The 13195-nt window shown below is 73.2% G+C and carries 11 protein-coding genes; 6 read left to right on the top strand and 5 right to left on the bottom strand.

The window, feature by feature from the left end; all coding sequences use genetic code 11:
* The first annotated feature begins 121 nt into the window (after positions 1-121).
* Positions 122-1426, top strand: coding sequence for an MFS transporter (locus ACWGH1_RS10745; protein WP_453408627.1), 1305 nt, complete (start codon positions 122-124; stop codon positions 1424-1426).
* A gap of 9 nt (positions 1427-1435) precedes the next feature.
* Here ACWGH1_RS10745 and ACWGH1_RS10740 read toward each other — a convergent pair whose 3' ends face one another.
* From ACWGH1_RS10740 to uvrB, 4 genes are all read right to left on the bottom strand, one after another.
* Complete coding sequence (locus ACWGH1_RS10740; protein ID WP_453353529.1) at positions 1436-2419, bottom strand: TerC/Alx family metal homeostasis membrane protein; 984 nt, start codon at positions 2417-2419, stop codon at positions 1436-1438.
* A 292-nt stretch (positions 2420-2711) separates the two neighbouring features.
* On the bottom strand, positions 2712-4598 hold the full coding sequence (locus tag ACWGH1_RS10735; RefSeq protein WP_453353530.1) for a TerD family protein: 1887 nt from the start codon (positions 4596-4598) through the stop codon (positions 2712-2714).
* Positions 4599-4658: 60 nt separating this feature from the next.
* Entirely contained in the window at positions 4659-5237 is a 579-nt protein-coding gene (locus ACWGH1_RS10730; RefSeq protein WP_453353531.1) for a TerD family protein, read from the bottom strand.
* Positions 5238-5327: 90 nt separating this feature from the next.
* Positions 5328-7481 carry an excinuclease ABC subunit UvrB gene (gene uvrB, locus ACWGH1_RS10725; RefSeq protein WP_453353532.1) on the bottom strand — a complete coding sequence of 718 codons (2154 nt, stop codon included), beginning with the start codon at positions 7479-7481 and terminating at the stop codon, positions 5328-5330.
* A gap of 302 nt (positions 7482-7783) precedes the next feature.
* Here uvrB and ACWGH1_RS10720 point away from each other — a divergent pair, with 302 nt between their 5' ends.
* The 3 genes from ACWGH1_RS10720 to ACWGH1_RS10710 all read left to right on the top strand — a co-directional run bounded on the left by ACWGH1_RS10720 (position 7784) and on the right by ACWGH1_RS10710 (position 10797).
* Positions 7784-8701 (top strand): glycerophosphodiester phosphodiesterase, encoded by a 918-nt coding sequence (locus ACWGH1_RS10720; RefSeq protein WP_453353533.1) that lies wholly within the window; start codon positions 7784-7786, stop codon positions 8699-8701.
* Positions 8702-8761: 60 nt separating this feature from the next.
* Complete coding sequence (locus ACWGH1_RS10715; protein WP_453353534.1) at positions 8762-9325, top strand: methylated-DNA--[protein]-cysteine S-methyltransferase; 564 nt, start codon at positions 8762-8764, stop codon at positions 9323-9325.
* A 158-nt stretch (positions 9326-9483) separates the two neighbouring features.
* Positions 9484-10797: an MFS transporter gene (locus tag ACWGH1_RS10710; RefSeq protein ID WP_453353535.1), complete on the top strand. Its 1314-nt coding sequence runs from the start codon at positions 9484-9486 to the stop codon at positions 10795-10797.
* Positions 10798-10806: 9 nt separating this feature from the next.
* Here the strand turns inward: ACWGH1_RS10710 and ACWGH1_RS10705 are convergent, their stop codons facing one another.
* Positions 10807-11184, bottom strand: coding sequence for a cupin domain-containing protein (locus ACWGH1_RS10705; RefSeq protein ID WP_453353536.1), 378 nt, complete (start codon positions 11182-11184; stop codon positions 10807-10809).
* A 149-nt stretch (positions 11185-11333) separates the two neighbouring features.
* Here ACWGH1_RS10705 and ACWGH1_RS10700 point away from each other — a divergent pair, with 149 nt between their 5' ends.
* Positions 11334-12278, top strand: coding sequence for a pseudouridine-5'-phosphate glycosidase (locus ACWGH1_RS10700; protein ID WP_453353537.1), 945 nt, complete (start codon positions 11334-11336; stop codon positions 12276-12278).
* The gene (locus ACWGH1_RS10695) at positions 12275-13195 is read left to right on the top strand and encodes a carbohydrate kinase family protein (protein ID WP_453408620.1); all 921 of its coding nucleotides are present in this window, start codon (positions 12275-12277) and stop codon (positions 13193-13195) included. The genes ACWGH1_RS10700 and ACWGH1_RS10695 overlap by 4 nt, the downstream gene beginning before the upstream one ends.

The raw sequence follows: 13195 nt of genomic DNA, 5'->3' as shown, positions 1-13195 counted from the left end.
CAACACGGGGCGTGCGCGCACTCCTTCCGGTCGATCATCGCCGAACGCACGTCCTGCGGCCCGTGGGCGGGGTAGTTGCTGCACCATGCGACAAGACCCCGCCCCGGGCCGCTCTCCCTCGATGCCGCGGCTCGCCCTGGCCTCGCTCGCCGGGACCGCCATCGAGTTCTACGACTTCTTCGTCTACGGCACGGCCGCCGCCCTGGTGCTCGGCCCGCTCTTCTTCCCGTCCTTCTCGCCCCTCGCCGGAACCCTCGCCGCCTTCGGCACCTTCGGCATCGGCTTCCTCGCCCGTCCGCTCGGTTCGGCCGTCTTCGGCCACATCGGCGACCGCTACGGGCGCCGCCCGGTGCTGCTCGGCTCGCTCCTGCTCACCGGCCTGGCCACGGTGGCGGTCGGCTGCGTTCCCTCCTACGCCGCCATCGGCACCGCCGCCCCCGTCCTGCTCCTCCTGCTGCGCTTCCTCCAGGGGCTCGGGCTGGGCGGCGAATGGGGCGGCGCGGTCCTGCTGACCGCCGAGCACGCCCCCGAGGCCCGGCGCGGGCTGTGGTCGAGCTTCCCGCAGATGGGGCCGCCGGTGGGCTTCGTACTGGCCAACGGGACGATCCTGGTGCTGTCGGCCGCCCTGACCGAGGGACAGTTCACCGCCTGGGGCTGGCGCGTGCCGTTCTGGGCCGCCGGCCTGCTGGCGCTGGCCGGGCTGTGGCTGCGCCGCTCGGTGGCGGAGACCCCGGAGTTCCGGGCGCTCGCGCGGACGGGGCGGCGCTCGGAGGCGCCGCTCGCCGACGTGGTCCGCGGCCACTGGCGGCTGCTCCTGCTGACCGGCGGGGCCCTCGCGTCGGGTTACGCCGTCTTCTACGCCACCACCACCTGGTCCCTGGCGTACGCGACGAAGCACCTGGGGGTGGACCGCACGGTGATGCTGGCCTGCATCATGGCGGCCGTCGTGCTCAAGGGCTCGCTGACCCCGCTGCTGGCGGTGCTCGGCGACCGCTACGGCCGCAAGCCGCTGTGCCTGGCCGGCTGCGCGATCTGCGCGGTGTGGATGCCGCCCTTCGTCGCGCTGCTGTGCACCACCGATCCGCTGCTGATGACGCTGGGCTTCCTGGGCGCCCTGCTGGGCATGGTGACCACCTTCGCAGTGGTGGGGGCCTACCTGCCCGAGCTGTACGCCCCGCGCATCCGGTGCACCGGGGCGGCCGTCGGCTACAACCTGGGCGGCGTGCTCGGCGGTGCCCTGACCCCGATCGTGGCGACGGCGCTCGCGGACGGCGCCGGTCCGCCGTGGGGCGTGGCCGGGTACCTGAGCGGTATGGCCCTGCTCAGCCTGGCCTGCTTCGCGCTGCTGCCGGAGACGAACCCCACCGTCGCGGGGTCCGGCGCGGGTACGGAGAAGGGGGCGGCCGAAGCGGCCGCCCCCGTATAGGCGTCGGGATCAGGCGTCGACGCTCTCCGGGCGGCCGGCCTCCTCGGCGGCCGCCTGCTTCCCGGAGGCGATCAGGCTGGTGACGGTCGTGACGACCAGGACACCGCAGATGACGCCGAGGGAGACCGGGATGGAGATCTGCGGGACGTGCACCCCCGCCTCGTGCAGCGCGTGCAGTACGAGCTTGACGCCGATGAAGCCGAGGATGACGGACAGGCCGTAGCTGAGGTGGACCAGCTTCTTGAGCAGGCCGCCGATGAGGAAGTACAGCTGGCGCAGCCCCATCAGGGCGAAGGCGTTGGCGGTGAAGACGATGTACGGGTCCTGGGTGAGGCCGAAGATGGCGGGGATCGAGTCCAGGGCGAACAGCACGTCGGTGGTGCCGATGGCGAGCATGACGACCATCAGGGGGGTCAGGACGCGCTTGCCGTTGCTGCGGATGAAGAGCTTGGTGCCGTGGTACCTGTCGGCGACGCCGAACTTCTTCTCGACCGACTTGAGGAGCCGGTTCTCCTCGAACTCTTCCTCGTCCTCGTCCTTGCGGGCCTCCTGGATCAGCTTCCAGGCGGTGTAGATCAGGAAGGCGCCGAAGATGAAGAAGACCCACGAGAAGCTCGCGATGATCGCGGCGCCGGCCGCGATGAAGACCGCGCGGAGCACCAGGGCGATCAGTACGCCGACCAGCAGGACGCGCTGCTGCAGGTGGGACGGTACGGCGAACTTCGCCATGATCAGGACGAAGACGAAGAGGTTGTCCACGCTCAGGGACTTCTCGGTGACGAAGCCGGCGAAGAACTCCTGGGAGGCCTGGGCGTTGCCGAAGATCAGCAGGCCGAGGCCGAAGAGCGCGGCGAGGACGATCCAGACGACCGTCCAGACGCCGGCTTCCTTGACCGATACGTCATGGGGTTTGCGGCCGATGAGGAAATCGGCGCCGATGAGGATGCCCAGACCCACGATGGTCAGCACCCAGAGGGTCAACGAAACGTCCATGTCTACACGCCTCCGGCGGATGGCTCAGCACTGCGTCAGCGTCATCGCTGCCGGAGGTCTCTTCCGCCCGGGCGGCCTGGAGGCCGGGGGCCGGCGCCCCGGGACCGACTGCGGTTCGTATGACCGAGTGGGGTCCGTATTGACGGGCACGCCGTAGCAGGAAAGCAGGAATACTCCCCTCCGCGCTTCCGAGAGTAGCCGCCGAAGGGGGTGAAGGTAAAGGGGAACCCAAGAAAAGGTCAGTGGAGGGTCACCAGGAGGCCATGGAAGGGCCGGGTCGGGCAGCCGGCCCTCATGGCCGGGCCTCGCGGCGTGCCTGCCCGATCCGCTCCAGTGCCCGGTCGAGGACTCCGCTGGACTGCGGCGGCAGGTCGGGTTCGAAGGTCCAGGCGTGCTGGACCCACGGGTCGGCGAGGTGGTGGTCCGGTACGGGCGACAGGCGCATCAGGGCCCGCCACAGGGGGTCCAGCAGCGGCCCGTACGCCGAGGCCTCGTCCCGGTCGGCCACCATCAGCAGCTGCACGCCGACCGCCGGTCCCTCGTCGGCCAGGTACCGCAGCCGGGTGACGGCGCGGTCGTCGAAGCCGTGCGGGAAGTCGTGCACGATCAGCAGCTGGTCGGCCGGGTCCACGTCCGGGGGCAGCTCCTCGGGCGCACCGGCGCGCAACGCCATCTGTACGAGGTCCACCCGGCGGGTCAGCCGCTCCAGGGTCGCGGTGACGCCCTCGGCGCCCGCTGCGGGCGGCGCGGCCAGCACGCCCGACCGGACGAGGGGGGCGAGCGCGGGGGAACCGGCCCCGGCCGCGTCGATGACGTGGACGGAGATCCGGCCGCCGGGGTGGACGGCGAGCAGCCGCACCGCGTGCGCCACGGCCATGTCCATGGCGAGGCGGCGCAGCCGGTCGGTGTCCATGGCCATGGCGGCCTCGGAGCCGGTGCGGCCGTTGTCGATCCACAGGCTGCGTTCCAGCGGGAGCCGCATCAGCATCGGCACGCGCAGACCGGGTGCCTCTGGCAGGCTCAGGTCGCCGAGGCGCAGTGCGAGCGGGCTTTCGCGGGGCAGACCGGCGCCGTGCCAGACGGGGTTGTCCCAGCGGGCGTACGCGGCCGGCAGCGCGGGTTCGACCACCTCCGCTTCGGCGCGCAGCTGGGCGAGGTCCCGGTCGAGCACGGCCTGGGCCCGGGCGACGAGTTCGTCACGGCGGGCGCGGGCGGCGTCCCGCGCCGCGTTGCCGGGACCGGCGAGGCGGGCGCGCGGGTCGGACAGGGCCTCGTCGAGTTCCCGGTCGAGCCGGGAGTCGGCGAAGTCGACGGCGCTGCGGTAAGCGGCCACCGTGCGGGCCAGGTCCTCGAACATGCCCCAGACCTGGTTGTAGAGCCGCTCCTCCATGGACCAGCCGCTCGCGTCCCCGGCGACGGGGCGCGGCGGTGTCCCGGACGCGGCCGGCACCTCGGGGGCGGGCGCCGGCTCCGGCGGCTCGGTGGTCCGGCGGCGCCGCGGGTGGGCGTAGTCGACGGCCGCGGGCCCGGCGGCGTTCCCCCGGCTCCCACCGGGCAGGCCGTCGCTCGGCAGGCCCTCGCCGGGCAGGCCGCGCGGGACGGCTGGTGCGGCCGTCGGCGGGGCCGCGGCGAGGCCGACGTCCTCCCCCAGCGCCGCCGTGGCCAGCGCGGCGGCGGCCGGGCCGGTCAGTCCGGCGTCGGCGAGCAGGGCGCCGAGCCCGTCGGCGTAGCCCTGGCCGACGGCGCGGACCTTCCAGGCGTCCTGCCGGCGGTACAGCTCCAGGGCCACCACGGCGGTCTCGGAGTCCAGCCCGGTCATCGTGTAGGCGGCGACCTCGGCCCCGCCCGGGCCGGCCACCGCCAGGTGCGGCGCCGGGACCGCGCCGAAGCGCGCCGGCCCGCCGCGCGGCAGCGCGAGCACGACGCGCACCCGGTGGACTCCCGCCCCGACGGCGTCGAGGTCCAGGGAGAACCGGTGCCGGCCGGCGGCCGCCGCCGGCGCCTCCAGCCCGGGCAGGGACCGGGCACCGGGGTGCGCCAGCGCTTCGGGACCGGGCAGCCGGCCCCCGTCGTCACCGGCCGAGACCAGGGCCAGTACGGGCGTACCCGCCTCGACCCTGATCTCCACCTGACGCTGGGACAGGGGGTGGTTCTGCCCCCGGACCAACTCGGCCGTCATCGTGCAGCCCTCCCCCGTGCCCTCTGTGCTGTTGGCCGTCCGCGCCGTCGGCGCCGTTCCTTACAGGTGCGGCAGGATCGCCGGCATCAGGTCCTGGAAGGTCCGGCCGTTCGCCGGGGTCCCCAGGGCCGTCATCTGCCAGCCCGCGCCGACGCGCGACACCTTGGCCATGATCTGCGCGGTGTACGCGCCGCCGCCGTCGAGGGTGTAGCGGGCCAGTTCCTGGCCGTTGGTCTCGTCGACGATGCGGCAGAAGGCGTTCTGGACCTCCTGGAAGGTCTGCCCGGTGAAGGAGTTCACCGTGAAGACGATCTGGTCGATGTGCACCGGCACGCGCTGGAGGTCGACCAGGATCGCCTCGTCGTCCCCGCCCTGCCCGACCCCGCCGACGAGGTTGTCACCGGTGTGCCGGACGGAGCCGTCGTCGCTCTGCAGGTGCCGGAAGAACACCACGTCCACCGGCTGCTTGTCGGCGAAGAGCACCGCCGACGCGTCCAGGTCGATCTCGCGGGTCCGCGAGCCGAACAGCCCGCGGCGCTTCGCCGCCTGCCAGCCGAGGCCCATCCGGACCGCGGTCAGGGTGCCCCCGTCCCGCTTCTGCAGACTGATGGCCTGACCCTTGGTCATGTTGACCGTCACGCGCTGTCCCCTCTCCTCTACCCGCCCCGATGTGGGCCCGCGGCACGTACCCGCGGCCGCCCGTGGCCCACCCTACTGACCTGCCCCGGGTCAGGCGAGGCCCGCTTCCCTCATCTGGCGAAGCTCCTTCTTGAGCTCGCCGACCTCGTCCCGGATCCGGGCCGCGACCTCGAACTGGAGCTCGGCCGCCGCGGCCCGCATCCGCTGCGTCATCTCCTCGATGATCCCGGCCAGTTCCGCGGCCGGACGGTCGGTCAGCACCTCCGCCCCCTTGGCCCCCTTGGCGCCCTTGGCCGCCTTGGTCCCCTTGCCGCCGGCCGCGGCCGCTCCCAGGGCCGGGACCGGCGTCTTCGCGCCCTTGCCGTCCCGCGCCTGGCGGTAGCCGGTCCCGAGCAGTTGCTCGGTGTCGAGCTCCTCGCGGGCGATGGTGGCCACGATGTCGTTGATCTTCTTGCGCAGCGGCTGGGGGTCGATGCCGTTGGCCGTGTTGTAGGCGATCTGCTTCTCGCGGCGCCGGTTCGTCTCGTCGATGGCCTTCTCCATCGCGGGGGTCATCTTGTCCGCGTACATGTGCACCTGGCCGGAGACGTTGCGCGCCGCGCGGCCGATGGTCTGGATCAGGGACGTCCCGGAGCGCAGGAAGCCCTCCTTGTCGGCGTCGAGGATCGCCACCAGGGACACCTCGGGCAGGTCGAGGCCCTCGCGCAGCAGGTTGATGCCGACCAGCACGTCGTACTCGCCGGCGCGCAGCTCGCGCAGCAGCTCGATGCGGCGCAGCGTGTCGACGTCACTGTGCAGGTAGCGGACCTGGATGCCGAGCTCCAGGAAGTAGTCGGTCAGGTCCTCGGCCATCTTCTTGGTGAGGGTGGTGACCAGGACGCGTTCGTCCTTCTCCGTGCGCTGGCGGATCTCGTGCACCAGGTCGTCGATCTGGCCCTCGGTCGGCTTGACCACCACTTCGGGGTCGATGAGGCCGGTGGGGCGGATGATCTGTTCGACGAAACCGTCGCCGCGGGAGAGCTCGTACTTGCCGGGCGTGGCCGACAGGTACACCGTCTGGCCGATCCGCTCCTGGAACTCCTCCCACTTGAGCGGCCGGTTGTCCAGCGCCGACGGCAGCCGGAAGCCGTGGTCGACCAGGGTCCGCTTGCGCGAGGCGTCCCCCTCGTACATCGCGCCGATCTGCGGCACGGTGACGTGGGACTCGTCGATGACGAGGAGGAAGTCCTCGGGGAAGTAGTCGATGAGGGTGTTGGGGGCGGAACCGGGCGCGCGGTCGTCCATGTGGAGCGAGTAGTTCTCGATCCCCGAGCAGGACCCGATCTGACGCATCATCTCCAGGTCGTAGGTGGTGCGCATGCGCAGCCGCTGCGCCTCCAGCAGCTTGCCCTGCTTCTCCAGCTCGGCGAGGCGGCCGGTCAGCTCCGCCTCGATGCCCACGATCGCCTTCTCCATGCGCTCGGGGCCGGCGACGTAGTGGCTGGCGGGGAAGACGTACAGCTCGCGGTCCTCGCTGATGACCTCCCCGGTCAACGGGTGCAGCGTGGAGAGCGCCTCGATCTCGTCGCCGAACATTTCGATGCGGACGGCCAGTTCCTCGTAGACCGGGAAGATCTCGATGGTGTCGCCGCGCACCCGGAAGGTGCCGCGGGTGAAGGCCAGGTCGTTGCGCGTGTACTGGATGTCCACGAAGCGGCGCAGCAGCTGGTCCCGGTCGATCTCCTCGCCGACCTTGAGGGCGACCATCCGGTCGACGTACTCCTGCGGGGTGCCGAGGCCGTAGATGCAGGACACGGACGCGACGACGATGACGTCGCGCCGGGTCAGCAGCGAGTTGGTCGCGGAGTGGCGCAGCCGCTCCACCTCCTCGTTGATCGAGGAGTCCTTCTCGATGTAGGTGTCCGACTGCGGTACGTACGCCTCGGGCTGGTAGTAGTCGTAGTACGAGACGAAGTACTCGACGGCGTTGTTCGGCAGCAGCTCGCGGAACTCGTTCGCCAGCTGGGCGGCGAGGGTCTTGTTCGGGGCCATCACCAGGGTGGGGCGCTGGAGCCGCTCGATCATCCAGGCGGTGGTCGCCGACTTGCCGGTGCCGGTCGCACCCAGGAGTACGACGTCCTTCTCACCCGCACGGATGCGCTTCTCCAGCTCGGCGATGGCCGCCGGCTGGTCGCCGCTGGGCTGGTAGGGGCTGACGACCTCGAAAGGCGCCACCGTGCGTTCGATCTTCGATACGGGCCGCATGACTCCACCGTACGACCCTCCACTGACACTCACGCACTCGCGCCGGTGCGTGCGGCCGGCCCGGGGTGCCCCGGCCGTTCGCGGTACCCGTCCGGTCCGCGGCGGCCTGGTCCGTTTGTCGTAGTTCGGTGGCGGCCCGGTGATCTTCACGCCCATGATCGCCATACAGCGGATCTCCATGGGGCAGATCTCCGTGAAGTGCATCGCCGTCAACCGCACCGCCGTGAAGTGCACCGCCGCAACGTCTGCCGCTTCGCGCCTGTTTGAGGCAGGGGCAGGGGCTCACGACCCGAGGAGAACGCATGTACGTCGTCCGACCCGCCGCCGCAGCCGCAGCCGCCTTCCTGGGCCTGACCCTCACCGTGCTCGGCACGACGGTCTCGTCCGCCGCTGCCGGCCCCGCGGGCCGCCCCGCCGCGGGCAACGGCCCGCTCGGCCCGTCCGCCCCCGTGGTGTACGCCCACCGGGGGGCTTCGGCGTACGCCCCGGAGAACACCCTGGCGTCGATCGACCTCGCCATGCGGCTGGGCATCACGTGGGTCGAGAACGACGTCCAGCGCACGAAGGACGGCGAGCTCGTGGTGATCCACGACGACAGCCTGGCCCGCACCACCAATGTCGAGCAGGTCTTCCCCGATCGCAAGCCGTGGCTCGTCAAGGACTTCACGGCGGCGGAGATCGCCCGGCTGGACGCGGGCAGCTGGTTCAGCGAGGAGTACGCGGGCGTCCGGGTGCCGACCCTGCGGGACTACATGAACCGGGTCCAGCGCAACCGGCAGCGGCTGCTGCTGGAGATCAAGAAGCCGGAGCTCTACCCGGGGATCGAGCGGCAGACGCTCGACCTGCTGGAGCGGCTCGGCTGGCTCGACGAGGCGCACGTCGGCCGCCGGCTGGTGGTGCAGAGCTTCGGCGCGGACTCCATCCGGACCGTGCACGGCCTGCGGCCGGACATCGTGACGGCCTTCCTGGGCACTCCGAAGGTCGCCGACCTGCCGCGTTACGCCGCCTTCACCGACCGGATCAACCCGTGGCACACGACGATCTCGGCCGACTGGGTCGAGGCGGTGCACCGCCTCCGGGGCGCCCACGGCAGGACGATGGAGGTGGACACCTGGATCGTGGACGACGCGGCGACGGCCCGCAAGGTCCACGGCATGGGGGTGGACGGGATCATCACCAACGCGCCCGACGTGGTGCGGGACGCGGTGGGCTGGTTCTGATCCCGGCGCCCTTGTCCCGAGCGGCCCCGGGCTGTCGGTGGGGCGCCGTACGGTGGACGGGTGGACAGCTCCGAGCGGCCCCGCGGGCCGCACCTCGAATGGACCGTCGTCCCCGGCAGCGTCGGCCCCCTGCTCCTTGCCGCGACGCCGCAGGGCCTGGTCCGGGTCGGGTTCCATGCCGGGCCGGACCGGATCGACCGGATGATCGGCTCGCTGGTCTCCCGGCTCGGTGCGGACGCCTGGCGCCCGGATCCGGGGCGGGAGGTGCTGCTCGCCGAGCCGGTTCGCCAGGTGAGGGCGTACTTCGCCGGTTCGCTGCGGCGCTTCGAGCTCCCGCTGGACTGGCGGCTCAGCTCCGGGTTCAACCGCCAGGTGCTGCTGGAGCTCGACCGCTCGGTGCCCTACGGCCAGGTCGTCGGGTACGGGGAACTGGCCGCCCGGGTCGGGCAGCCGGGCGCGGCCCAGGCCGTGGGCAACGCCATGGGTGCCAATCCGCTGCCGGTGGTGGTCGCCTGCCACCGGGTGGTGGAGAACGACGGCGGTATCGGGGGGTTCGGGGGCGGGGTGGAGGCCAAGCGGATCCTGCTCGCGCTGGAGGGCGTGCTGCCCGAGCCGCTGTTCTGAGGGGTTGCTCCCGGAGGCGCCCCGCCCCCCTCCGCCACTTGGGGGTGCTTGCCGGTTCCGTCAGCCGGTAAGGGGTGGGAAACTGCGGCGGTGACTACTTCTGCCGCCGCATCCGGTGCCCTCACCCCCTGCGCACCCGCCCCGCTGCCCGGAAGGGGGTGCCGGGCGTGACCGCGTCCGTCGGCACGGAGCGCACCGGCGCGCCGGTCACGGCCGCGGAGCTGCCCAGGCTGCGGCGGCGGATCACCGGGGTGCTGATCGCCAGTCAGATGCTGGGCGGTCTGGGCGTGCCCATCAGCATCGCCCTGGCCCCGGTCCTGGCCACCGAGGTCAGCGGCACGGAGTCGCTGTCCGGCTTCGCCTCCACCGCCTCCGTGATCGGCACCGCCCTGGTCTCGCTGCCGCTCGCCGCCTTCATGACGGCGCGGGGACGGCGGCCGGGGCTGGTCCTGGCCTACGGGATCGGTGCCTGCGGCGCGCTCCTCGTGGTGCTGGCCGCATCGGTCAAGAGCTTCCCGCTGCTGATGCTGGGCATGGCCTGCTTCGGCGCCGCCTCCTCGGCGAACCTCCAGGCCCGCTTCGCCGCCGCGGACCTCGCGCCCCCCGACCGCCGCGCGCGGGCGATCTCCGTGGTCGTCTGGGCCTCCACGATCGGAGCGGTCGCCGGGCCGAACCTCTCCGCCCCGGCCAGCGCGGCCTTCGCCGGCACCGCCATACCCCGGACGGCGGGCCCCTTCTTGTGGGCCGCCGTCGTCTTCGTCCTCACCGGCACCCTGCTCGCCGTCTTCCTGCGTCCCGACCCGCTGCTGACGGCGCGTGCGCTGTCGGCGCCCGCGGCGCTGCCCGCGGCCGGCCGCTCGCTGCGCGCCGGGTTCGCCGCCGTCAAGGCCGCACCGCGGGCCCGGCTCGCGCTGCTCACCGTCGCGGTGTCCCACACCACCATGGTGTCGATCATGGTGATGACCCCGATGGACCTCGGCCACCACGGCGCCGGCCTGAAACTGGTCGGCCTGGTCATCAGCGGCCACATCGCCGGCATGTTCGCCTTCTCCCCGCTCATGGGGTGGCTCGCGGACCGGCTCGGCCGGCTGTCCGTCATCGGGCTCGGGGCCGGGCTGCTGTCGCTCGCCGCGCTGCTCGCGGGTACGGCGGGCGACCGTCACGGCCAGAGCGCGCTCGGTCTGTTCCTGCTCGGGCTGGGCTGGTCCGCCGGGATGGTGTCCGGCTCGGCGCTGCTGACCGACTCGGTACCGCAGGGCGCCCGGGCCGCCGTACAGGGCCTGAGCGACCTGACGATGAACACCGCCGCGGGCGTGGGCGGCGCCGCGGCCGGTCTGGTCATGTCCCAGGCGGGCTACGGCTGGCTCAACGCGGTCGGCGCCGCGCTGCTGCTGCCGATGGCGGCGCTCGCCCTGTTCACCGCCCGCCGTCACCCCGGGCCGGGGCCGGCGGGAGCGCGGGCGGAGGCGTAACGGCGCTGCTCAGCAGTTGATGTGGTAGGCCTTGCGCAGCGTCTCGTGGACGGTCCAGGTCGTCTTGTCGCCCTCGCGGAGCACGCAGGCGGAGCCTGGTCCCACCTCCAGCGTCGCCCCGCCCTCGATCTCGATGGTGGCGCGGCCGCTGACGACCACGAACAGCTCGTCGGCCTCGGTGTCGGTGACCACACCGGGGGTGATCTGCCAGATCCCGCGGACCTGCGAGCCGTCCTCGGCCTCCCACAGCACCTTTCCGGTCACGACCGGTTCGCCGGAGACGATCTGGGCCGGATCCAGCTCCTCCGCCTCCAGTTCGGCATCCGGGACGTCGGGCAGGCAGACGGCGAAGGAGGCGGGGCGGGCGCTGTGATCACTGGTGCTCATGGGGCGCAAGCGTAAGGCCGGTGCCGCGGCCCGCGGGGTGGCCAGAGCGTCCAGCGCGGGCGCGGGGAACGCGTCAACCTGTCCAGGGTGCGAGTACGGGCGCGGTGCCCCGCGTTTGGCGGCGGCGCTCCCGTGCCATGGATGGGGACATGTCACAGCACAGAGCAGCTGCATGCCCGTCCGGGGTACCGGTCCTGTCCGATGAGGTGCGCGAGGCGCTCGCCGGGGGGCGGCCGGTCGTCGCGCTGGAGTCGACGATCATCGCCCACGGCCTGCCCCGCCCCCGCAACCTGGCGGTGGGCCTGGAGCTGGAATCGCTGGTCCGCGCGGAGGGCGCGGTCCCGGCCACCGTCGCGGTCCTGGACGGAGTGGCGTACGCGGGCCTCGACAAGGCCGCGCTGGAGCGGATCGCGAGCGGTGACGGCGTGCGCAAGCTCGGCCACCGGGACCTGGCGCCCGCCCTCGCGACGGGCGCGACCGGGGCGACGACGGTGTCCGCGACGGCCTTCCTGGCCGCGCGGGCAGGGCTGCGGGTCTTCGCCACGGGCGGGCTGGGCGGCGTACACCGGGACTGGACCCGGAGCCAGGACGAGTCGGCGGACCTGTCGCTGCTGGCGCGCACCCGGCTGACCGTGGTGTGCGCGGGAGTGAAGTCGATCCTGGACGTCCCGGCCACCCTGGAGCGGCTGGAGACCCTGGGGGTGGTGGTGGTCGGATACGGGACGGACCGTTTCCCCGGCTTCTATCTGGCCAGTTCCGGCGAGCCGGTGGACTGGACGGTGCACCGCCCGCAGGAGGTGGCCGAGGTGATGGCCGCCCAGGACGCCCTCGGCGGGCCGGAGTCCGCGCTGCTGGTGGCCAACCCGGTGGCGCGGACGGACCAGTTGGATCCGGGACTTCACGACCGGGTGCTGGCCGAGGCCCTCGCGGAGTGCCGGGAGCGGGGACTCACGGGGCAGGCAGTGACCCCGTTCCTGCTGGGCTTCCTGGTACGGGCGACGGGCGGGGCCGCGCTGGAGGCGAACCTGGCGGCGGTACGGGGCAACGTGCGGCTCGGCGCCCGGATCGCGCGCGCCTGGGCGGCGCGGGCATGACCGCGCCGCGGTGGGGACGGGGCCCGGCCGGGGCGTTGCTGGTCGTGGGGGACGTGGTGACGGACGTGGTCGCGGTGCATCCGGAACCGCTGGCCCCGGCCACCGACACGGCCGCCCGGATCCGGACCCTGCCCGGCGGCGCCGGGGCGAACGCGGCCTGCTGGGCGGCCCGCTCGGGCGCCGTCGAGGTACGCCTCCTCGCGCGGGTCGGCGCGGAATCGGCGCGCTGGCACGAGCGGGCCCTGGTCGACGCGGGGGTGCGGCCGAAGCTGGTGATCGACCGGGAGGAGCCCACGGGGACGGTGGTGGCGCTCGTCGGCAAGGACGCCGAGCGCACTTTCCTGACCGACAGCGGGGCTTCGCTGCGGCTGTCCCCCGCCGACTGGGCGCCCGCCCTGCTGGACGGCGCCGCGCACCTGCACCTGTCCGGTTACCTGTTCTTCGCCGACTCCAGCCGGGACCTGGCCCTGGTCGCGCTGCGGGCGGCCCGTACCCGGGGGGTGCCGGTGAGCGTGGACCCGGCCTCGGCGGGGTTCCTGGCCGCGCTGGGCCCGGAGCGCTTCCTGGCCGCCGTGGCGGGGGCGGGCGTACTGCTGCCCAACGAGGAGGAGGCCAGGCTGCTGGCCGGGCTGCCGGAGCCGGCCGGGGTGGCGCGCGCGGCGGCCCGGCTGAGCCGGCGGATACCGCTGGTGGTGGTCACCCGGGGGGCGGCGGGTGCGCTGGTCGCCGAGGCGGGCCGGATCACCGCCGAGGTCGCGGCGGAGGCCGCCGAGGCGGTGGACTCCACGGGTGCCGGGGACGCCTTCACCGGTGGTTTCCTCGCGGCCCGGCTCACGGGCGCCGGGCCGGCGGAAGCCGCCCGCGCGGGCTGCCGCGCCGCCGCCCGGGCGGTCTCCCGGCTGGGCGGCCGGCCGTAG

The organism is Streptomyces sp. NPDC054883 (genome assembly GCF_053610645.1).
This window is presented reverse-complemented; position numbering and strand designations above follow the sequence as displayed.